The organism is Rufibacter sp. JT20002, assembly GCF_056491185.1.
Map to the genome: position 1 here is coordinate 1,024,518 of NZ_JBSZJY010000001.1, position 23,020 is coordinate 1,047,537.

General features: G+C 53.0%; 16 protein-coding genes. 10 read left to right on the forward strand and 6 right to left on the reverse strand.

What is annotated here, in order from left to right; all coding sequences use genetic code 11:
• Positions 1-188: 188 nt before the first annotated feature.
• Both ACW9SV_RS04015 and ACW9SV_RS04020 read right to left on the reverse strand, forming a co-directional pair.
• Entirely contained in the window at positions 189-977 is a 789-nt protein-coding gene (locus ACW9SV_RS04015; protein WP_479555448.1) for a TerC family protein, read from the reverse strand.
• A 122-nt stretch (positions 978-1,099) separates the two neighbouring features.
• Positions 1,100-1,591, reverse strand: coding sequence for a YajQ family cyclic di-GMP-binding protein (locus ACW9SV_RS04020; RefSeq protein WP_479555449.1), 492 nt, complete (start codon positions 1,589-1,591; stop codon positions 1,100-1,102).
• A gap of 110 nt (positions 1,592-1,701) precedes the next feature.
• Here ACW9SV_RS04020 and ACW9SV_RS04025 point away from each other — a divergent pair, with 110 nt between their 5' ends.
• Both ACW9SV_RS04025 and ACW9SV_RS04030 read left to right on the forward strand, forming a co-directional pair.
• On the forward strand, positions 1,702-2,139 hold the full coding sequence (locus ACW9SV_RS04025; RefSeq protein WP_479555450.1) for a GNAT family N-acetyltransferase: 438 nt from the start codon (positions 1,702-1,704) through the stop codon (positions 2,137-2,139).
• Between the two features lie 90 nt (positions 2,140-2,229).
• The gene (locus ACW9SV_RS04030) at positions 2,230-2,778 is read left to right on the forward strand and encodes a lipocalin family protein (protein WP_479555451.1); all 549 of its coding nucleotides are present in this window, start codon (positions 2,230-2,232) and stop codon (positions 2,776-2,778) included.
• 118 nt (positions 2,779-2,896) lie between these two features.
• On the opposite strand, the gene ACW9SV_RS04035 is transcribed toward ACW9SV_RS04030, so the two are convergent.
• Positions 2,897-3,766 (reverse strand): ion transporter, encoded by an 870-nt coding sequence (locus ACW9SV_RS04035; RefSeq protein WP_479555452.1) that lies wholly within the window; start codon positions 3,764-3,766, stop codon positions 2,897-2,899.
• Positions 3,767-4,000: 234 nt separating this feature from the next.
• Here ACW9SV_RS04035 and ACW9SV_RS04040 point away from each other — a divergent pair, with 234 nt between their 5' ends.
• A complete protein-coding gene (locus ACW9SV_RS04040) occupies positions 4,001-9,031 on the forward strand; it encodes a translocation/assembly module TamB domain-containing protein (protein ID WP_479555453.1) in 5,031 nt (1,676 codons plus the stop codon).
• On the forward strand, positions 9,032-11,383 hold the full coding sequence (gene tamL / locus ACW9SV_RS04045) for a translocation and assembly module lipoprotein TamL (RefSeq protein ID WP_479555454.1): 2,352 nt from the start codon (positions 9,032-9,034) through the stop codon (positions 11,381-11,383). It abuts the gene before it with no gap.
• Positions 11,384-11,488: 105 nt separating this feature from the next.
• On the opposite strand, the gene ACW9SV_RS04050 is transcribed toward tamL, so the two are convergent.
• Positions 11,489-12,547: a bifunctional transcriptional activator/DNA repair enzyme AdaA gene (locus tag ACW9SV_RS04050; RefSeq protein ID WP_479555455.1), complete on the reverse strand. Its 1,059-nt coding sequence runs from the start codon at positions 12,545-12,547 to the stop codon at positions 11,489-11,491.
• 316 nt (positions 12,548-12,863) lie between these two features.
• Between ACW9SV_RS04050 and ACW9SV_RS04055 the strand changes: the two genes are divergently transcribed.
• Positions 12,864-13,808, forward strand: coding sequence for an NmrA family NAD(P)-binding protein (locus tag ACW9SV_RS04055; protein WP_479555456.1), 945 nt, complete (start codon positions 12,864-12,866; stop codon positions 13,806-13,808).
• A gap of 7 nt (positions 13,809-13,815) precedes the next feature.
• Here the strand turns inward: ACW9SV_RS04055 and ACW9SV_RS04060 are convergent, their stop codons facing one another.
• Both ACW9SV_RS04060 and mutM read right to left on the reverse strand, forming a co-directional pair.
• Entirely contained in the window at positions 13,816-14,784 is a 969-nt protein-coding gene (locus tag ACW9SV_RS04060) for an MBL fold metallo-hydrolase (RefSeq protein ID WP_479555457.1), read from the reverse strand.
• Positions 14,785-15,012: 228 nt separating this feature from the next.
• On the reverse strand, positions 15,013-15,828 hold the full coding sequence (mutM, locus tag ACW9SV_RS04065; RefSeq protein ID WP_479555458.1) for a DNA-formamidopyrimidine glycosylase: 816 nt from the start codon (positions 15,826-15,828) through the stop codon (positions 15,013-15,015).
• Between the two features lie 132 nt (positions 15,829-15,960).
• Here mutM and ACW9SV_RS04070 point away from each other — a divergent pair, with 132 nt between their 5' ends.
• The 5 genes from ACW9SV_RS04070 to ACW9SV_RS04090 all read left to right on the forward strand — a co-directional run bounded on the left by ACW9SV_RS04070 (position 15,961) and on the right by ACW9SV_RS04090 (position 22,934).
• Positions 15,961-16,866, forward strand: a complete 906-nt coding sequence (locus tag ACW9SV_RS04070) for a helix-turn-helix transcriptional regulator (protein ID WP_479555459.1) — start codon at positions 15,961-15,963, stop codon at positions 16,864-16,866.
• 70 nt (positions 16,867-16,936) lie between these two features.
• The gene (locus tag ACW9SV_RS04075) at positions 16,937-17,824 is read left to right on the forward strand and encodes a phosphate/phosphite/phosphonate ABC transporter substrate-binding protein (RefSeq protein WP_479555460.1); all 888 of its coding nucleotides are present in this window, start codon (positions 16,937-16,939) and stop codon (positions 17,822-17,824) included.
• 94 nt (positions 17,825-17,918) lie between these two features.
• Positions 17,919-18,464: a YfiT family bacillithiol transferase gene (locus tag ACW9SV_RS04080; protein WP_479555461.1), complete on the forward strand. Its 546-nt coding sequence runs from the start codon at positions 17,919-17,921 to the stop codon at positions 18,462-18,464.
• Positions 18,465-18,572: 108 nt separating this feature from the next.
• On the forward strand, positions 18,573-22,112 hold the full coding sequence (locus tag ACW9SV_RS04085) for a DUF7948 domain-containing protein (RefSeq protein WP_479555462.1): 3,540 nt from the start codon (positions 18,573-18,575) through the stop codon (positions 22,110-22,112).
• Between the two features lie 261 nt (positions 22,113-22,373).
• The gene (locus tag ACW9SV_RS04090) at positions 22,374-22,934 is read left to right on the forward strand and encodes a hypothetical protein (protein ID WP_479555463.1); all 561 of its coding nucleotides are present in this window, start codon (positions 22,374-22,376) and stop codon (positions 22,932-22,934) included.
• Positions 22,935-23,020: the final 86 nt, after the last annotated feature.

Here is a 23,020-nt window from a genome sequence, read left to right on the forward strand (position 1 = left end):
TCTGGTCTTGGTTACGCATCGAAAAAAGATAAAAAAGTACCGATCAGGCTACCCTGTTTTAAGCCCTCCTTCTGGAAAACAGCCTTGAAACCCTCCAGCTTGGATAAAACAAAACCCCACTGAAAGCAGAAGGGGCGCCTACACCAGGCGCCCTTCTGCTTTCAGTGGGGTTTCAGGAAAAGAGCCGCTTAACGCCCTTGCACCGTGATATCCTCGGTTTTGATCTCGCTCTGGCGCAACTGCACCGGTTCTGTTTTCTTCCGGAGCTTCATGTTCAGCATTTCCACTACTAGCGAGAAGAACATGGCGAAGTAGATGTAGCCTTTCGGGATGTGGGCGTGCAGGGCCTCTACTACCAGCATCACCCCAATCATGATAAGGAAGGAAAGGGCCAGCATCTTAACCGTAGGGTGTGTGTTCACGAAATCGCTTACGTATTTGGCGAAGGCCAACATAATACCCATGGAGATAATCACCGCCATGATCATGACAATCACGTGGTCCACCAAACCTACGGCCGTTAAAATAGAGTCAAACGAGAACACAATGTCTACCATCACAATCTGAACCAGTATCTTGCCCATGGTAGCCGTACCGCCCGCAGCGCCATGTTCCTCTTCCTCGCCTTCCAGCTTGTTGTGGATCTCGGTGGTACTCTTGGCTAGCAAGAACAAGCCCCCACCAAAAAGAATGATATCGCGCCAGGAAACAGCAAACGGCTCATCCATCCAAGGCAGGTTCCAGGAGAAGAGTGGCTGGTTCGCGTTCACGATATAGCTGATGAAAGACAGCAGGATGATGCGGAAAACCAGCGCCAGCATTAAACCGATGGTACGCCCCCGGGCTTGCTGCGCTTTGGGCAGCCGTGACACCACAATGGAGATGAACACAATATTATCAATCCCCAACACCACTTCCATGAAGGTAAGGGTGAGGAGACTTAGCCAGACATCTGGGCTGGAGAATACATCAAACATAGTTTTATTGATTCAGATAGTGCGTAAAAAGGACAAAGTAAGAAGTTAAACGCAACCCACTTGGCTGAGTTAACCCAGGAGTAGGACCGCAGTCTACTTTAAATAGAACTACGTAGGAATTACTACGATTTCATATTCACAAACTGCAGCGGAATGCCCAGCTCAGCGCGGCGCAACATGCCAATTACTTCCTGCAGGTCGTCTATTTTCTTGGCGGTTACGCGCACCTGGTCATCCATAATGGCGGGCGTCACTTTCAGCTTGCTGTCTTTGATCAGTTTGACAATCTTCTTTCCGTCCTCTTTGTCAATGCCGGCCCGCACTTTCACGTCTTTCTTGATCATGGGTCCGCTTGGGGTGGCCTCGTTGCTGAAGTCCAGGGCGGTAGAGTCAATCTGCTGCTTTACAATCTTGCTCAGGATGATGTCTTCAATCTGGCGCAGGCGCATGTCATTCTCAGTGACAATGTGCACCATGTTGGTTTTCTTGTCCAGTTCCACGCTGCCTTTGGTGTCTTTAAAGTCATAGCGGCTCTGAATTTCTTTTTTCACGGTATTAATAGCGTTGTCCAGGGTCTGCGGATCAACTTTGCTCACAATATCAAATGAGGGCATAACAGAAGTTTTTATCTAAATGAGTGGTATTTGAATAGTTTTATTGCCGGAAGCCGTACAAAGTTACTAGTTTAGCAAAATTTTACGGAAAAGAGCTTAAAAACGCATTCATGCAAATTATTCAGCCCTCTACCTTTCACGAGTTTGAGCAGTATTACCGATTGCGCTACGAAATGTTACGCAAACCTTGGCACCAGCCAGTAGGCAGCGAACGCTCTGAGGATGATGACGAAGCCACGCACTTGATGGCTATTGATGAAAACACCGGTGAGATCATGGGCGGGTGCCGCGTGCACCTGGAATCTGATTCTGAAGCCCAGCTTCGTTTCCTGGCCGTGGGTCCCAAGTACCAGAACAAACAGGTAGGCCGCCGTCTTCTGCAGGCGGTAGAAGATGAAGCCCGCAAACTGGGCGCGAAAGAACTCATTGTGCAGGCCCGCGAGTACGCCAAAAACTTTTACAAGCGCAACGGGTTTACAGAAGAACACCCTACCCACTTACTCTTCGGAGAGGTGCAGCACTACCAGATGCGCAAGCCCCTTTACTAACCAGCGACGAATAAAAGTCCTTGCTCCGCTTCCCATCTGTCATGTTGCAGACCAACCGGGTAGCGGAAGCAACCTTTTATTTGTGCTGCCATGAGAAAATCACTCCTCTTTACCGGAATTGGCGTTGGACTGCTGGCTTTAGGTGCTTTGTACCTGATCATGAAGCCCGAACCGGCCCCCTTGCCCACCGTTTCGTTAGTGGATCTGCAACGCTATGCCGGTAAGTGGTACGAGATCGCGGTCATCCCTAACCGCTTTGAAAAAGGTTGCCACTGCACCACCGCCGAGTACGTTCCCAAAGAAGACTACGTGGAGGTACGCAATACCTGCCGCAAAGGCAGCGCCACGGGCAAAGACGATGGCGCCCTAGGCAAGGCGTTTCCGGTGGAAGGCAGCAACAACACCAAACTACGCGTGCAGTTCTTCTGGCCTTTCCGGGGCGATTACTGGATTCTGGACCTGGCCGATGATTACTCCCACGCCTTGGTAGGTTCCCCAGACCGCAAGTACCTTTGGATATTGGCCCGCTCCCGCCAGTTGGATTCCACTATCTACACCCAACTAGAGCAAAAGGCCCGCACCCTTGGCTTTGACACCCAGAAACTAGTCAAAGCAGACCAAAGCTGCACCGATAGGTAAAGCAATCCTCAGGGTTGGAAGCTGCCTCCGTGTTCTGTTCCCCTTCTTCCAGTAATGAATTTCTGCACTAGGTGTGATTTTTTAAGGCTATTTTAAGAAAAATAGGCTCAAAAAGGGATCAGGCATCAAGCCTAGAATTGTCCTCTTGCGGATTCTCTCTTGTGCTTCCGTTTTCCTTCTGAAGTGCTAGAACAGCCTGTAATTCCTGTCGCAGTTGCTTTACTTCCAGGTGCAATTGCTCAATCTGCTGGGCTCCTGCTACCCCAGAGTTCTCACTGGCGGCATCCCGATTCAGGAAGAAACTGGCTAGCAAAGCCGTGAAATAGCCGAACACCGCAAACCCGTACAAGGCCAACACAAAACAGAGTGCCCGCCCCTCGGGGGTTTTAGGCCAGTACTCGCTACCCAGCGAGATCAGGATCATGGCTGTCCACCAGAGCGACTCGCCGTAGGAAGAAAGCCCGCCCGCTACCTCGTTCTCAAAAGCATACATCCCCGCCGATCCAGAAAAGAGCACTGCTAAGGAGAGGGACAGCATATACCCAAAGCCCCGGCGGCCCATGGTAGCCCCCAAACTCTTCATGCCTCGGTTAAGGGAACTCAAGACCCGCACCAACCTGAAACCCCGCACGGCCCTCACCGTCCGCAAAACCCTGATGAAGCGCGTAATCCTGAAAACCCGGAGGGCCGGCACCACCAGTGAAACAAGCGTCAGCCAATTCTGCCGCAGAAAAGGCAGTTTTTCCGGTGACAGGGCAAACCTCAAGGCAAAATCCAGGATGAAGATGATCCAGATGGCATAGTTCAACAAGTTGAGCACGGGCCCTAAACCCCAAATCAATTCCACGACCAACAGCACCAGCCACACAAACCCCAGAAAGATCATGGGGCCCTCCAAGGCGTGCTGCACCCGACGCAAAAGCTGCCGCCGGGCCTGGTTGAGGGCAGTGTCAGGAGGGCGGGTGGAGGTGGCAGGTTTGGTAGACATCAAGGATAGATTTTTCTCCCAATACGCAAGGATGGCATAAGGTTTAAAACAAGCGTTTGCGTTGCTTTCCGCCCCAATGGCCCTTGGCCGAAAAAAGCAGGCGGGATTTTGACTTATTTCTAATGAAACAGGGCAAAAACGCCTTTAAACATATTCTTTCCCAAATAAATATGTAACCACAGCTATATTTCTTGAGTACAAGTAGCATCTCCCAAAATTGCTACCATACTCGCTTTGTCTACGCATACAGTAAAGAAATATACGCTTAAAACACTGGCCGTTCTGTTATGGATTATCGGCATCGTGTTGCTTTTGGTGGTGCTCCTCCTGGTGGCCCTCCAGATCCCCAAGGTGCAGGACTTTGCCGCCAGCAAGGCAGAGAATTACCTGCAGAATAAAATAGGCACGGAGGTACGCATTGGTAAATTCCGCAGCGATTTTCGCAAAGACATCCTGCTGGAAGGCGTGTACCTGGAAGACCAGAAAGGTGACACCCTCTGGTACTCTGAGCGCTTGGCCGCCAACCTGGACATCCTGGGCATTCTCCAATCCAAAGTGGCACTCAAGTCACTGGAACTGGAAAACGCCACAGCCCACATCTACCGCACCCTACCCGACAGCGTTTCCAACTTTGACTACATCCTGAAGGCTTTCGCCACGCCCGCAGACACCACCGTCACTGATACCACCAGTGCCGGTTTCGCCTATGACATAGGCACGCTTAGTTTCAAGAACATCTTTCTTACCTATCGCGATGAGGTGAATGGCCAGAATGTGCGCACCCGCATAGGGAACTTTAACGTGGAGATGGATGAACTGGACCTCACCAAGGAAATCTACCGCATTGGCGACATCACCCTGCGGGATACCTATGTAGACATGGTGCAAACCAAAGTACCGCCTGAAGGCGAGTCTGAGCCCATGACCATGCAGTTCGGGTTGAAAACGGTGGCGCTGGACCGCGTTAAACTCAAGTACCGCAACGGCGTGGCCAAGCAGTACATTGACGTGAACCTGGGCCAGGCCAGAATGGCCTCAGACAACATAGACCTCATCAACTCGCGCATTGACCTGAGTAACCTGGAGCTGCACAACAGTACCCTCGCCTACTCGCAGAACGCCGAGATGCCCGCTGAGTACCGTGTGGTCAACCCTGCCGAGGCCGTGGAAGCCATTGAGGAAGCAGTTTCTAAAACTACCGGCGAGCCCGTAAACTGGGTGTTTACGCTGGACAAGCTGAACATCACGGAGGTAGACGCCGCCTTTGACAACTACGATGCGCCCAAACAGGCCCGCGGCATGGACTATAACCACCTGCTGGCCCGCAACCTGAACATCCAACTCAACGATCTTTTCTACAGCACCAACCGCACCACCGCCCAACTGGAGCAGCTCACGTTCCAGGAGAAGAGCGGGTTTGAGGTACGTCAATTCACCGCCGGGATCCTGTTTGACTCGGTTCAGACCGAACTTTCAGATTTGGTGCTGGAAACAGGTAACAGCCGCATCGCCCGGCGCATCAAAGTGGGGTACCCTTCCCTGGAGACCGCCGCCGATGACCTAAGCAAACTCACCCTCTCCGCCGAGTTCCAGGACACGCACATCGGGTTTGGTGACATTGCCCTGCTGCAGCCTGCGTTGGTAAACCAACCTCCTTTGGCAGGTAACCTGAACCAGACAGTACACCTGAGTGGCATCATCAATGGGCGTATGGACAACCTCCTGTTAACCAATGTGCGGGTAAGCGGATGGCGGAACACCCAATTGGCCTTGAACGGGCGCATCAGAGGCTTGCCTAATCCTGATAACCTGGCGGCCAACCTCCAGATCAACCGTTTCCACACCACGGCCGCAGACGTGAAGTCTTTGCTGCCTGCGGGCACGCTCCCGGCCAACATCACCCTGCCTCCGGTCATGGATGTGCAAGGCTCCTTCAGTGGCACCATGACGGCCTTTGACGTAGATGCCACCGTGCGCACCACCTTTGGGAACGCCATCGCTAAGATTGACATGACACCGGGCCGGGCTGCCGGGCAGGAACGCATCAACGGCAGCGTGCGCCTGATGCGCTTTGACCTAGGCCGCTTACTGCAAAACAAAGACCTGGGAAGAGCTACCTTAGGCGCCAACATCAACGGAACCGGCCTTACCCCCGAGACCATGGTGGCCAGCATAGACGGTACCGTGCAGAGCTTTGAGTACGGCGGATACAACTACCACAACATTGGGTTTGACGTAGATGCCAACCGCAACCGCTACGCCATCAAAGCCAACAGCAACCGCGACGAAAACCTGGATTTTGCATTGAACGGAACCGTGGATTTGCGCGGCGCCCAACCAGCTATTGCCATGAACGCCAACCTTCGGGCGGTAGACTTCCAGGCCCTTAAACTGTACTCAGAAGACCTGCGCCTGCGCGGCGATATCATTGCCAACCTGCGCGGCGCCGATGCCAACAGCTTGAACGGTTCTATCATTGCCCGCAACACCGCCCTCACCAGCAACAACCGTCCGCTCCAGTTTGACTCTTTGGCCGTGTACGTAGTGCAACAGCCCAGAAGAACCGAACTCAGAGTGCTGTCTGATGTGATTACGGCCAACCTGAACGGGAACATAGGGCTAGGCGACATTGGACCAGAGTTGATGAACCACATCAGCCGGTACTATGACCTGGGCAGCGGACCTTACAAACCAAGTGCCTCGCCGCGTCAGTTTACGTTTGCAATGGCTTTGCACAAACCGCGGGTGTTCCAGGCCTTTGTGCCCGGCCTAACCCGCATCAAGGTAGATACGCTTTACGGTGGCTACAACAGCCAGACAGCCAATCTGCAGGTAGTAGCCAATGTGCCACGCCTCCGCTATACCAACATGCGGCTAGATTCTATGAACTTGGAGATGAACTCCAATCCAGAGCAACTGAACTACGCCGTACGGGCCGAACGCGCCAGGCAGGACACTTTGCAGATTGAGAACATTGTGTTGGCCGGCAACGTGCAAGACAACATAGTGGCCGCCCGGGCCGCCATCCAGAACGAAGCGGGCGAGGATCAGACGTCGTTGGGCGTGCGGTTGTCGCAACTGAGAAATGCCCTTGAAGTGCGCTTTGACCCAGACCTGCTCATCAACCGTGATCGCTGGAATGTCTCTGCAAACAACTATGTGCGCTATTACACCAGCACCGGGGCAGTTGTGGCAGATGCCCTGCGTTTGTCTAACGGTCCTATGTCTTTGGCCTTACAAAGCCAGAATCCGCAGAACCCCAACTCACCTTTGAATGTCAACCTTACTGATCTGGATGTCGGCTACCTGTCACGGGCCTTCCTGGACCAGGACAGTCTGGTGGGCGGGATCCTGAACGGACAGGCCACGGTCAATGACATTACCGGCAACATGAGCTTTACCGCAGACATGGCCCTGACCGGTTTAGAGTACCAGACCTTCCCGGTAGGTGATTTAACTCTGCAAGCCAATAACCCAAGCGCCAACCGCTACAACCTGAATGCCCGCCTCAGCGGTTACGGCAACAATGTGACCTTGACTGGGTATTACCTCACCACCGAAGGCCAGCCGATGTCCTTTGACCTGAATATGGGGCAACTGAATCTAGCCAGCCTGCAGCCTTTCACGGCGGGTATGGTGAAAAACATGGGCGGAAACCTGCTGGGATCAGTGGCGATCAGGGGTACGGTGGCAGACCCCAATATTGTGGGTGACCTACAGTTCAGGGATGCCACGTTTAACATCGCCATGCTGAACTCCACGTTCCGGGTACCGGATGAGCGCGTAAGCGTGAACAACCAAGGCATTCAGTTTAATGAATTTGTCATGCTGGACTCCTTGAACAACCGCGCCACGGTGAACGGCGCCATCCTTACCTCCAACTTCACCGATTACCAGTTTGACCTGCGGGCCACCACTGATGACTTCATGGTCATGAACAGTACTGCCGCAGACAACCCGCTGTATTACGGCCGCGTGTTCCTGGACAGCAATACCCGCATTACCGGAGACCTAAACGTGCCCGTGATCAACACCAGCGTAACGGTGGCCCCTAACTCTAACCTCACCTATGTGATGCCCCAGGAGGAGGTGAGCGTGAACAGGGAGGGCATTGTGGTCTTTATAGACCCAGACAGTACCCGTAACCGCCGCATCAACCGCCAGAAGAACATAGACACGGTAGAAACGGCCATGTCGGGCATTGAGATGACCATGACTCTGGCGTTGACAGACGAGACTCCTATCACCGTAATCGTGGACCCAGAGGCGGGCGACAACCTCACTATCAGAGGCGAAGCCAATCTGAATGTAGGCTATGACGTGACCGAGAACATCACCCTTTCCGGCCGCTTTGACGTGACCGAGGGACGTTACGCCATGAACCTGTATGAACTGGTAAAACGTGAGTTCACATTTGACCCGGAAAGTTACATTGCTTGGACCGGTGACCCTTATAACGCCGATGCCAACATCACCGCCATTTACAACGTGGACGCGGCCCCGCTGGAGCTGATCCAGAGCCAGACGGCGGGCGTAGACGCGGGTAGCGCCGGCCAGTTCCGGCAGAAACTTCCTTTTGATGTGCGCCTGAACATGAAAGGCGAGCTGATGAGACCTACCATCTCCTTCAACATTGAATTGGATGAGAAAGCCAGAGGCGGAATTGTAGAAGAGGTAGATGCCAGGCTGGAGCAACTAAGCCAACCTACGCAGGAATCTGAACGCACCAAACAGGTCTTCTCCCTGCTGGTACTGGGCAGGTTCATGGCCCAGGATCCGTTGGCTTCTTCGGGTGGAGGCGGTATCAACAGTGCCTTACGCGGAAGTGCCAGCAAAGTGCTGTCTGACCAACTCAACGCTTTAACCGGGCAATACTTAGGGGGCTTGGGGCTAGAACTGGGCTTGAACTCTTATGAAGATTACTCCTCAGGCGACGCCCGCAGCCGCACCGACCTGAACGTGGCCATGCAGCGGCAATTGCTCAATGAACGCCTTACCGTTCGCTTCGGCACGGATATTCCTCTGGGCGGCAGTGACCAGCCTAGCACCGGCAACCAAAACACTGGCAGCAATGGGTTTGCGGGTGACGTATCGGTGGAATACTCGGTGACCAAAGACGGACGACTCCGGTTACGGGCCTTCCGGAACAACGCCTATGAGGGTTTCCTGGATGGGCAGTTGCAACGTACGGGTCTCTCCCTTCTGTTTGTGCGTGAGTATGACAGCCTCGCAGACCTCTTTAGAAATACTGGCAAAGCAAAATAAATGACATCGCCTACACCACACGTGACCTGCTCTAAACTCTCCTTTCCTTGGGGCCTGCCCTTGCTGTTTCTCCTGATCATGCTGGCCAGTTGCAGCAGCACCAAAAGCGTGCCCCAAGGCGATTACCTGTACATTGGCGGTGATATCAAAGTCACCTCGCCTTACCCTGAGACCGACACCAAGGCCCTGGAACCGGAACTGAATGCCGCCATCCGGCCGCAGCCCAACCTTTCCTTTCTAGGCATGCGTCCCAAACTCTGGATTTACAACGCCATGGGCGGCAACCGCGAGCGCAAAGGCATTGCCAACTGGATCAAAACCCGTTTGGGCGAACCCCCGGTATTGCTGAGCGATGCGCACCCAGATCGGGTACAAGGCCAGATGGTAAACCGCCTCTACAACAACGGCTACTTCTCTCCCACTGTAGAGCACACCGTAGACACCACCAGCAAGCGCAAAATGGCCATGGTGCATTACGCTGCCACCGTGGGCAAACAGTACACCATCCAGCAGATTCAATTTCCGCAGGGAAGCGACAGCCTTTCCCTGGCCATCAGGGAAACCGAGCCCCAGAGTTTGTTGAAGGTCAACGATCCGTACAACCTGGAAAAACTAATTGCCGAGCGCCTGCGCGTGAACGAGGTTCTGAAGGAAAAAGGCTTCTTCTTCTTTGACGAAGATTACCTTATTTACCACGTAGACAGCACCCAGAATAACAAGGTGAACATCTATGTGCGCATCAAAGACACGGCTCCCCAGAAAGCCCTGATCCCGTACCGCTACGAGCAGGTAAGAATCTTCACCGATTTCTCTCTGGGAGACACCCTGGGTGATTCAGAGCCGCCCGTGCAGTTCCGGAATTACAAATATTATCCAGACGAGGAGACCTTTAAGGCCAAAACCATTCTGAATGCCGTCTTCGTGGAAAACGGCGATCTGTACAGTCGCAAACGCCACCTCCAGACAGTCAACCGCCTCATGGACCTGGGTACCTTCAAGTTTGCCGAGGTACGGTTTATGCCGCTGGACTCTATTGGGCAAAATGGACTTCTGAACGCTGATATTCTCCTGACGCAAGCCAAGAAAAAATCTGTACGGGCCGAGGTAAATATGGTGCAGAAATCGAATGGGTACGCGGGGCCGGGTATTACAATCAGTTTCCGGAATCGGAATGCCTTACGCGGTGCCGAGTTGCTGCTTGTGAACCTGGTAGGTTCGTTTGAGTCTCAGCTTCATGGAGATAGCACACGTACCTCTGGGCTTACCTCTATGGAGGTAGGTGCCGATGCGGAGATGCACGTTCCCCGCATTATTTCGCCGTTCAACATCAGAATTGCGAGCAGCATGTACCAGCCTAGAACGCGGTTTAAGCTGGGCTTCAGGTTCATCAACCGGCAGGAATTCTTCCAGCAGAACTCCTTCAACTTTGAGTACGGCTATTCCTGGCGACAATACGCTACTACGGAGTTCCAGATAAACCCGGTACAGGTACAGTACTCACGGTTACTTAACCCCACCCCAGCCTTTCAGGATGAATTAGCCCGCCGTCCGTTCTTGGCCCGCGCCTTTGACCAGCAGTTGATCATTGGCGGTAATTACCGGTTGGTGTTCAACACCCAGGGAATTGAAGGACGCAAGCACCAATTCTACATCAGTCCGGGGCTTGATTTCTCGGGCGGTTTGTGGGGGCTCTTTTACCGCGTGAAAAACGGACAACCGGCAGATCCCGAGAACCCGAACCGGTTCAGGGGGCAGGCGCTTTCGCAGTACGCCAAGTTTGACCTGGAAACCCGCTATTACTTTAACATCACAGACAAACTGGTACTGGCCACGCGCTTGCTGGGCGGCTACGGCTTGCCCTACGGAAACTCCACCGTGCTGCCTTACATCAAACAATACGGCATTGGCGGACCTAACAGCATCAGGGCATTTCCAGCGCGTAGTCTTGGTCCGGGCACGTACAACCCCAGAGCATTACTAGAGCCCGGCAATGAAGTTTCCCAGAACTTTTCTTTCTTTGACCAAACCGGCGACATCAGGCTGGAAGGTAACGCCGAGTTCCGGTTCCCATTGTTGGACCCGTACTTGAAAGGAGCTCTGTTTGTGGATGCCGGTAACATCTGGCTCGTAAACGAAGATCCCACCCGCCCGGGCGGAAAGTTCAGCGGTAACTTCATGAGTGAACTGGCCGTTGGTGCCGGTGCGGGCGTTAGGATAGATGTGCAGTTCTTCGTGATACGCGTTGACTTGGCCTATCCGCTCCGCGACCCTACGTATCCTAACGGGGACCGACCCACCTCCGGCCTCTTTGGAACCGGGGTGCTGAACCTGGCCATCGGATATCCGTTCTAAGCGAAATAGCTTCAAAAAGAGTCGCCCTGCTTTGGGCTGGTTTTCAGGAAAACCAGCCCAAAGCAGGGCGACTCTTTTATTATCAAGGCAAGATGTCTGTTCTGGTTACAGGTGGGCATGCTTCTGTTCATGCTCTATCAGCCACTTCTTTCTTTCCAATCCGCCGCCGTACCCGGTCAAGGCATTGTCTTTCCCGATTACCCGATGGCAAGGAATGAGGATAGAGACCCGGTTATGTCCGTTGGCTGAGGCCACTGCCCGTACGGCTTTGGGTTTGTTCAGCTTTTCGGCCTGGTATTGGTAAGAGCAGGTCTGTCCGTAGGGAATCTCGTGCAACACTTGCCAAACTTCCTGCTGAAACTGGGTACCAGGGGTGTGCAGGGGCACGGTAAAGGCTATTCTGGTGCCGTTGAAGTAGTCCGCCAGTTCTGTTTTCAGTTGGGTCAGGTACTTGTTTTCGCCCGCCAGAATGATCGCACCTAATCGTTTTTGGAGGTCTTGGAACTCCGTTTCAAGCATTCGGCGGTCGGTGAACTCCAGTAAGCAGATGCCTTCCTCCGTGGCGCAGGCAAACATGGGCCCTAAGGGAGTAGTCAGCCGGGTGATCAGAATGATGGTTTTGCCTTTGACTTCATCGGGGGAGCTTCCCAGCAGTTTTTTGAAAATGTACCCAAAACCGCTTAGTGACTCATACCCCGAGTCAAAGGCGGAGGCGGTCACGCTTTTGCCCTGCTTCAGTTCTTCAAAGGCAGTGTTGATTCTAATCATGCGTTGGTAGGTGTGAAAGGTGATGCCATGGTGCTTTTTAAACCATCTCCTTAGTTTCTCGGGGGCTACCCCTTTCTGCCGGAATTCATAATCCTGGATCTTCTGTGCGGGGTTCTCTTTCACCATCTGCATGGCTACCAGCACCTCCTGAGGCGGTTGATGGGCGTACTCCGTGGGTTTGCAGACCTTGCAGGGCCGGTATCCGTGTTGCAGCAGTTCGCGAGCTTCGGTATAGAATTCCACGTTTTCGGGCTTAGGTTTTCTAGCGGTGCAGGTGGCAATACAGAAGATACCGGTGGTTTTCACGCCCACGTAAAAGATGCCTACAAATTCCTCATCTTTTTGGACCAAGGCTCTGTAGTACCTGTCTATGTCTTTTCGGTTAGAAACCAGCATGACCTGAATGTTTAAGGGTGATTGATCTTCCTGAAAGAGGTAAACAACTGAAATCCATTGTTTTTTTCATCAAAGAAAGGCCAATGGAGACAGGGCCGCAACCGAAAAATAGACAAGTATTTTTTTGTTCTGACTAATGCGTTTCCTTCATTTTATCAGGTTTAAGGCTGGTGATGATCCGCCGTGAAAAAAGGAACCCATTTAGCGACAGGATTTAAATATAACGCCGGCGGAGAAAAGCCTAAAACAATGAACTGCCTTGGTTGTTATGGCTGCTCTTACCCTTGCCTTTAAGTACAAAGCGGTTCCCGAACCTATGGAAACATCCAACAGCGTGACATCAGATAATCCAACCATTATTTTAGCCGGAGCAACCGGCGACCTGGGCGGGCACATAGCCCGTGAATTAGTACACCGAGGCGCCCAGGTACGGGCCATTGTGCGGCCAGGAACGGCAGGAAACAAACTAACGGCATTGCGGCAGATGGGCGTTTCGGTGGCAGAAGCCAGGTTTGATAATCTGGCTGAGGTAAGGAAGGCCTGTGAAAGCGGCGCGTGCGTGGTTTCGGCGCTCTCTGGATTGAGAGAAGTGATTGTGGAGGCGCAGTCAACGTTACTGCAAGCGGCGGTAGAGGCAGGAGTGCCCCGCTTTATCCCCTCTGATTTCGCGATTGATTTCACCAAACTCCCGTACGGCACCAACCGGAACCTGGACCTGCGACGGGAGTTTAAGACCCGTCTGGACAAGGCTCCCATTGCGGCTACCTCGGTACTCAACGGCATGTTCACCGACTTATTGACCGGGCAGGCTCCCGTGATTCTTTTCCCCCTGAAACGGGTGGTGTACTGGGATAACGCTTACCAACTGCTTGATTTCACCACCACGGCAGACACTGCTGCGTTTACCGCTGCCGCCGCACTGGATTCCTCCACCCCGCGTTACCTCCGCATTGCCGGCGACGTCCAGAGTGCCCGTGGCTTGAAAGAGGTAGCTAGCCAGGTGACCGGGAAGGAATTTAAACTACTCAAGGCTGGTGGTCTGGGCCGACTGGGCTCCCTCATTAAGGTAACCCGCACCCTCTTTCCCCAGAAAGAAGAAGTTTTCCCCGCCTGGCAGGGCATGCAATACATGCAGAACATGTTCAGCGGGACTCCAAAACTGGAGCCTCTTGACAATAACCGCTACCCGGAAATTAAGTGGACGAAAGTAGCCGATGTCCTTCGCCAACATTTGCACCAGGGCAATGGGGCACAAAAATAAGCCTGTGCTACTTTTGAGTGTAGGTCCAGTTCCAGGCCCCCTTTTGCTTCTCTACTCTCCCTAATCCCGGGAAATCGAAATGGAAGGCATTCACCAGCATGTTATCCTGATAGGCCAGATCTAGCAGTTTGGCTCTGGTTTGCTTTGCCTTTTGGTGATCCAGGTCATAATTGGTCTGCCAGTCTAGCCGCTCTATATGCAACGGGTGCAAAAAGGCATCTGAGATGTAAAGCAGATGTTGCTTCTGGAACCGGAGCACCAAAGCAATCTGCCCCGGCGTATGCCCCTCGGCTATTACGGCGGTTACCCCTGGCAACAGGTCTACAAAATCGCCTTTAATCAAGTTTAAGTTAAGGTCCTTCAGTTTGGTGATGTTGTTTTCAATAAAATACTTAAACAGGGCAGGTTGGGAATCTGAGGAAGAAGAATGCCAGTACTTCCATTCATCTTCATGCAGGTGAAACCGGGCATTAGGAAAGTTCAGCCTGCCCTCTACAGAATAGATGCCTCCTATATGGTCTGGGTGGAGATGCGTGATGATCACGTCGGTGATGGCTTCTCTGGCAATATTCTCCTGTTGCAGCAGGTGGTGTAATCTGCCTTTGAATTCTAGCGTGCTGCCCCTGAACACCACTGGCTCTTTTGAAAACCCGATGCCGGTGTCAATGAGGATTTTTCTATCACCTTGTTGCAGCAGCAAGGCAATAAATGGTGACGGAATGTTGTCTGGCGTGATGTTGAATTTACGCAGTGATTGGGTTAACTCCTCTTGCCCGGCGTTTATGAAGAAGTCTTTGGCTAAGTACTTAAAGGTCAAATCCCTAAATACGGTGCACTTGATTTTTCCTACGGTAAACGTCACAACTTCCGCATCAGCTATAGTTCCTGTAGCAAGGTGTTGGAAGTAGTTTGCCTGAAGAAGAGGGAAGATACCTAGCAGGGCCGAGCTGCTTTTAAGAAACTGTCGTCTTTCCATACCCAGAGGAGGTTAAGGTTCTTCTATGGCACTTTGTTAATCCATTTGAAGGACGGGCGAGACCGTCAGCCGGGGCGTGGCTTGGGCACAGTCAGATTGCTCCTGTTTACGAGGGCAGGGCGTCCCGTAAATCAGTTTTTGAATATACTCTAATTCTTCTACTTAACCACTTATTTACCAGCAGTTTTACTAAAAACACCTTAAAATCATAGCGCCTCCGTTTCTTGCCTAGACTTGGCAATTGGGGCAGAAGTAGGTAGCCCGGCCGCCCACATATTTCTTCTGGATCAGGGTTTGGCAGCGGGGACAATGGAGGTGGGCGTCGGTGTTGGCGGAAGTTGGGGCCTCATCCCACTCACGGGCATGGATAAGGTAATGAGAGGGAAAATCACGGTAAATGGCCTCGGCGGCGATGGCGGTTTCCAGCACCTCTCGGATGGAGGACGCTAGACGGTCAACCTCGGCGGGCAGCAACGAATCGGCGGGACGTTCTGGTTCCAGTTGGGCCTGGAAAAGTACTTCATCGGCAATCCAGTTGCCTACACCTGGGGCAATGCGCTGATCCAACAACAGGGGTTTAATGGCCGATTTCTTTTTGCCCAGCCCCTGGATGAGTTCCTCGGTGGAAAGGGTAAGGGCATCGGGGCCCAGTTTCTTTTGTGCCCGGAACGCATCCACATTTTGGGTAAGCCCGATTCTGCCAAACTTACGTGAATCTATAAACGCGAACCTAAACCCGCTCTCAAAATGAAACACGGCCCGGGCAAAGCGGGGCGTATCTGCCTCATCGCGGTAAAAGCCCACATCGCCCGTCATCCCGAAGTGCATGGTCACAATGGGTCCCTGCGCCGTCAGCAGGAAGAGCTGTTTGCCAATGCGCTGGGTGCCGGTAAACTGATTTCCCAGCAACGCTTTCCTGAAGTCATCCAGATCCAGGAGAAGCTGCCGCTTGGGGTCTTGCACTTCCACCTCGGTGATGGGCTGGTACAAACTGGTTTCGTCAATAAAGCGGCGGTAGGTTTCTACCTCGGGTAACTCGGGCATACTCTGTATTTTGCGCTTAAAGCCTGTTTTCAGGAAAATGAGCCCTAAACTGTTTCTTCTTGTCAACCGCCGGGGCCTGTACATTGTTGCGCAAAAAGTGTATTTTCGTTCTGCACCATCCTTGCCAGCTGTATGTCTACGTTCTTAAAGGCACCCGCTTCCCGCATTGCCATTCCGTCCTATTTCTCGCAGTTGCCTGAGCGGGTGGCATGGCCTGCCCAAGAGGCCACTTACGTGGAGTACCGCCGGTTCGAAGACTCGGTCCAGACGCAGGTACGCTTAGACAACCACCTGTTCATGCTGGTGCTGCACGGCCAGAAAGAGGTACACACCCCGCAGGAAGATTTGGTGATGCCCGCCGGAACGGGCGGCGTGATCAAAAAAGGGTCTTACCTGATGTCTTCCCGCCGGTGCCAGGAAGACCGGTATGAAAGCGTCCTCTTCTTTCTGCCTACTTCTGTTTTGCAGGCATTTGCCCAAGAACAGGCTCAAAACCTTCCCAAGGAAGTCACCACCTCCCCGGTGCAGGCTGGTTTTACTTTCCAGGTGACACCGGCGTTGGAGGTGTACGCGCAGTCATTGGTGCCTTTGTTCAAAAACCCATCGGCTACCCCAGCACCCCTGCTGCAGATAAAGTTGCAGGAATTGCTGTGGCAGCTTTGGTTACACGAAACAGCAGGGCCTTCATTTAGAACCTTTCTGGCGCAGTTGCAAGCCGTTAACAAACCTTCACTTACCGAGTTGCTGGAAAAGAATTTCCTCCGGCAGGTCACCTTGGAAGAGTTGGCGTTTATGGGTGGTTTTAGCTTATCGGCCTTCAAAAGGGCCTGTACGCAAACGTACGGCGTGGCTCCTGGCCATTGGTTGCGGAAACGCCGGTTAGAGCATGCGCATTTCCTACTGCGACATACGCCCGCCAACGTAAGCGAAGTCGCGGATGCCGTGGGCTACGAAAGCCTTTCCCATTTTGTGCAGGCCTTTAAAAACCAATACGGCTACACCCCCGGGAAACTCTCTGCTGAACCGTTGGCAACATAATCTGGCCTTCGACCGATACCTGCCTGCCGCTCACCGGCCATAGCTTTGCAGAAACTAATCTCTGCTGTGTATGAAGCCGTTTGTAGCCTGTCTCGTTTTCCTGTTCTTCGCCCTTTCAGTGGCAAAGGCCCAACCCAAAGCCACTCCTCGCCCCCTTTTGCTGGCCACTTACACCTATGACCAGAACACCCGCGTAGCAAATCTCCAGCCGCTGGCGCACCATCTCGAGCAAACCTTGGGGCAACCGGTACAGGTGAAAAGCTATGCAAGCGTAACCACTCTCTTAACCGCCATCAGGGCCCGGGAGGTAGACATAGCCTTGCTGAATACGTATGGGTTCCTGCTCCTTTCCGCAGATTCGGTTCCGGTGGCCAAGCCTTTAGTGACACTGGCGGGTGAGGTTGGGAAAAGCAGTGGGTACGGCGCCTGCCTGTTTGCGAGCAGGTTGTCAAGCATCCAGAGCCTGGCGGATCTGAAAGCCCGCAGGGGCGAGGTGAAACTTCTGCTGGCAGGGGAAAGCTCTACCTCGGGCAATTTTGTTCAGCGGCAGTATTTGCAACAGGCCGGATTGGGTACTCCAGAAAAAACCTTCCAACAGGTACGGTACGCGCAAAGCCATGCGCAGGTGATACAGGAGGTAAAAGCCGGCCTGGCCGATGTGGGCGCCTGTGGCTTGGATGAACTGCAGAAGCAACTCCAGAACTGGCAGGTCACCCCTGAAGATATCACAGTCATCTGGACGGCAGACCAGATTCCGTTGGGACCCGTGGTGGTAAACAACTCCCTGTCCCAAGAAACCCAACAAAGGCTAGAGGCCGCTTTCCTGCAGTTGCATGCGCAGAACCCAAGCGCCTTCCTGGCCCTGCAACAAGGCTGGACCGAGGCAAAATCAGCTTCTTATTTCCAGGCCACTAACGCATTGTCTTATACACAGGTCCTGAAAAAGCTCTTCAAGTAAATTTGTTTAGGGTCAGGTTCAAAATTAGAGGCCGAAAACGCAGCTAAGAAAAGTCTATTTCGTTAGATTTGTTTGAGACTAGTTCTTTATCTGCATGGAAACATCAACTCTACCCCTTGAACTGCTGCGCTATCCTGTAGGAAGGTATGAAGCCCCACCTTTGTACCGCTCTGCTTTTGTAAAACAGTCGCTGGCGTCTATTGAGGCGTTGCCGGCTAACCTGCGTGCCGCCATCCGTGATTTGTCTGATGAGCAACTGGACACGCCCTACCGCCCCGGCGGCTGGAGCCTGCGCCAGGTAGTACACCATCTGGCCGATAGTCATATCAACAGCTATACCCGTTTTAGGCTAGCATTGACTGAGGATTGCCCGGTCATCAAACCTTACGAGGAGTCCTCCTGGGCGTACCTGCACGATGCCCACTGGGCGAATCCTGAGCTTTCTTTGAAGATGCTGGAAGCCCTGCACCAACGCTGGGTGATTCTGCTACGCTCCCTTTGCATGGAAGAATGGCACCGGTCTTACTTTCACCCGCAGAGCGGCGAGACCTATCTATTTCAAGTGGCGGGCTTATACGCCTGGCACGGCGAGCACCACGTGGGGCATATTTTATCTCTTAAGGAAAGAATGGGGTGGTAATTTCGTTTTCTGCTTCTTTTTTGACAAATAGCTAAAAACAAGGGCGGCAGGAAAACTAAAATGTGAGAAATTTTAGTTTAATTTAGTCAGAAGTTATGATTTCTGACCATGTTCCTGCCTGTTCCCCTTTATATTTTTTCGGCTTTCTGGACACTGCTGCAAGTCTTCCTGGAGGCACCCGCACCCGTGGCCGCACCGGCCCCCGCAAAACCAGGCATTTCCCTCAATAGAAATATTAATGACTCCCGCTCTCTGGAGTTTGTGGAGAACAAAGGCCAATGGCCAAAACAGGTTTCCTACGCCGCCGACATCCCAGGTGGTAAGATGTTCCTGCAGCCCACCGGGTTTGTGTACGTCCTGCATGATCCGGCGGCACCCCGGAGCCACGGACACTCTCCGCAGGAGAGCACCGCAAACCAACGCAGTGTTTCTCCCTCAGAAACTTCTAAAAGCCACGCCTACTCGGTCACTTTTGAAAACGCCAACACTGCCCCGGCACTGCAACCCCAAGAAGCTACTGAAGGCGTCAAAAATTACTATTTAGGAAAGGACCCCAAGAAGTGGGGAACCGGGGCCAAAGGCTTCAGGCAGGTCAATTACAAAAATCTGTATAACGGGGTAGACATGGTCTTGTACGAGCAGGGCGGCCACCTGAAATACGACCTACAGGTAGCGGCAGGTACTTCCCCAGACCAAATCAAGCTTGCCTACAAGGGGGTAACCCGTTTGTCTTTACAGGAGGGGAACCTGCGCGTAGAGACCTCGGTAGGGCACGTAACGGAGCACAAACCCGTGGCTTACCAGTTAGTACAAGACAGACGCGTACAGGTAACCTGCGTTTACCAACTCCAAGGCCAGACGCTCTCCTTTCAGTTCCCTCAAGGGTATGACCAGCAATATCCGCTGGTGATTGACCCCGTGGTGGAATTCTCTTCGTTTACAGGGTCCAATGCTGATAACTGGGGCTTTACGGCCACTTATGACAGCCAAGGCAATATGTATTCCGGGGGTATTGCCTCCAGCACCGGATACCCGGTGACCGTGGGCGCTTTTACCACGGCGTTCAGTGGAGCCTGGGACATGGCCATCATCAAGTACAATACCCAAGCTACCGGCCCCGCTGCCCGTTTGTACGCCACGTACATTGGCGGCGTCAACACAGATATTCCGCACAGCTTAGTAGTAAATGGCGCTGATGAACTCTTGGTGTTGGGCACCACCAGTTCTCCAGACTACCCTACCTCTTCCTCGGCACTGAACCGCAGATTCCAGGGAGGTCCTCCTACTGCTCCTCTGGGCGGCGGCGGAAACCCTATCTATGTTCTTGGATCGGATTTGGTCATTACTCGCCTCAGCACTGATGGGACCAACTTACTGGCTTCCACCTTTTTGGGTGGTAGCAATAACGATGGCCTCTTACCGCGCACTGGAGGCACCCCCGCGTTGGTTCAGAACTACGGCGACCAGTTCCGGGGGGATATTGGCACGGATGCCGATGGCAATGTGTACATCGCTTCCAACACGTCTTCCAGTGATTTCCCGGCGCAGAAGGGGTTCCGCTCTGAGCTGCATGGAGGTTCTAATGATGCCGTCATCTGTAAGCTTTCCCCAAACCTGAGCCAGGTACTTTGGGGCAACTATTATGGCGGCGCGGGCATTGACGCCGCTTACTCCATCCAACTAGACCAGAACCGGCAGGTATACGTCTGCGGCGGAACCACCAGCACCTCCTTACCCGGTACTGCCAATGGAGTAAATTCTTCCTCGGGCGGCAACACAGATGGTTTCGTGTTGAAAATAAACGCGGCGGGAGACTCTCTCAAGGCGGCAACTTTCCTGGGCACCTCTGCTTATGACCAAACCTATTTTCTGCAGTTAGATGCCGCCAACAATGTGTACCTGTTTGGCCAGACTTTGGGCAATTACCCGGTTACCGGCGGCACCTACCGGAACAGCAACGGACGGCAGTTCCTGCATAAGCTCAGCAACGACCTGCGCACCACCGCCTGGTCAACAGTGTTTGGGTCGGGCAGGGCAACCATTGACATCTCGCCTACTGCTTTTCTGGTAGATGAGTGCGAGCGGATCTATGTTTCTGGGTGGGGCGGTAATTCCAATAGCGGGGTATATGGGAACGGAACCACTACTGGGTTGCCCACCACGCGGGGAGCGGCCCAAACTACAACCGACGGCGGCGACTTCTACCTCATGCAATTGGGCACCGATGCCAGCGAACTCCTCTATGCTACCTTTTACGGCGGCGACCAGACGGTTTCGGGCGGCAGCTACGAGCACGTAGACGGAGGCACCAGCCGGTTTGATAAAAAAGGATATGTGTACCAGGCCGTGTGTGGCGGATGCCAAGGACGGTCTAACTTCCCTATTCCGCCGGGCGCCAATTTCTATTCCAGAACTAACAGCAGCGTCAACTGTAACAACGCTTCTTTCAAATTTGATTTTGCCGAGGAACTCCGGGCCGATGCCGGGCCTGATCAAGAAATCTGCGTGGAAGCGAATTCGCTGGTGCTGAAGGGCTCGCCAGCCGGTGGCGTTTGGACGGGCGAAGGAGTTGCCTCCACCAATGGCATTTACCGGTTCACTCCCACCCCAGACCTGGTTGGGCAGCGTACGCTTACCTACACCGTAACAGGCACCGGTTCCTGCGCCATTGCCAATACCATGGTCATCAACGTAATTCCGCCAGCCCCACATACCATTACCATGCCTACAGAGTTTTGCGCTAACCTCAACGCTCCCGTGCAGATGGTGGGGTCACCCGCCGGTGGGGTTTTCTCGGGGCCCGGGGTTTCCGGCTCTAACTTCAACCCGGCCACCGCCGGCGTGGGCAAACACACCATCACCTACAAAAACGATGGCACTAATGGGTTCTGTGGCTCTGTCACGCAGGTGGTTAATGTGATTCTCCCTAATGTAGAAATTGGGCCAGACACAACCCTATGCCCCGGCAGTGTCACGCCTTTTCAGATACGGGCAAACGTGGCGGGCGGTACCTGGAGCGGCACCAACGTTTCTCCCAACGGAGTTTTCACGCCGCCGGCCGACTTTACCGGCACCATCCAGGTGAGCTATTCTATCAACGAGCCGTGCCCTGTAACGGTCACCAAAAAGATAAACATGCCGCCCCGGCCTACTATGACGGCTCAACTGGCCAATGCCTGTCCAGATAATCCGGACATCGCAGGGTATGCTCCTTTTAACGCCGCTTTCACAAACGGCACTCTAAACGCAGATAGCTACACCTGGTCCTTTGGCGACGGCTATCAATCCACGGACAAAGAACCCCGGCACAAGTACCAAACTCCTGGCCGGTACAAAGTCACCTTGACTGCCCGGTACGGTAATGGCTGCGTAGAAATCCTGGAAGTGGGCGATGTAGTGGTGGCGCCGCCGTTTATCCCCAACATTTTCACGCCAAACAAAGACGGCAAAAACGACACCTTTGTGCAGCATTTCAGTTGTTTCCCTACCGAGATCACCGTCTACAACTTGTGGGGAAAACAGGTGTACCAACAGAAAATCTACAACCAGCAATGGGATGGCGGCGACCTCTCTGAGGGTTCTTATTTTTATATCCTCAAAGACACGGAAGGCAACAGCGCCAAGGGATGGGTGGAAATCCTGAAGTAACCTTCACCGGAAATGTACAATGGCAAGCCTTTCTGCAAAGGAATCTACCCTCCGCGGGGTGATTGCTGACCTCCTTTCACGTACTGCCCTCCCTACAATTGAGCTGGAATCAACTCGTTGCCTCATGGCCCCACTTGAGGCAACGAGTTGGCTACTTACCTCTGGGATTACCCCTAAAGAAGCGCGCCTGAAACGAACTCTTCTATTCCCGCCATAGTTTTAATACTTTTAGGACTTTATCTTATTTCTGACCATACCATTATGTCAAAACGCGGTAGACGCACCTTAGGCGTTCCTACTTTCCCTTTGCCCATTTCGGGGCAGTTTATGCCAGCCATTCTCTTGATTATTCTAGGATTAGGACTCTTGATTTTCAAAAGCCTTACCCAGGAGGTAAAGCGGGAGCAGGATCTGGTGGTGAAAGAAGGAACCTTCATCAATTATTCATTCAAGAAAACCCCCGAAGGGGAAAGAGATTACGGCATCTGGCTTAAAGAATTTGCCGAACGCTTTGAACTCTCTACCCAGGAAGAAGCCAATTTTGATACTACTTCTTTCAAATCAGCTATAAAACCCGGCGATCGCCTGCGGGTGGAGTACAGTGACCGGGAAGACGTTCTGGAAAATGGCGGCGTTCGGCGGCTTTATGGGTTAACTGCTCCGGCCAAGAAGATCACCTTTTTCAGAGGAAAAGACATTGTGGAGAAGGAAAACAGCGGTCCGCTCACGTATGCCATCTATGCCTCCCTGGCCTTAGGAATTATGCTGTACATCTGGCAGATTTTTAAAGCGCAACGCCAGCGGAATGCGTACGAAGAGTAGCATCTAGAACAATCCTGCATCTGCTTTGGAGCCGGTTTTCAGAAAAAGGCTTTAAAGGGGATGCAGGAGATTCAAGGGTTGAGATT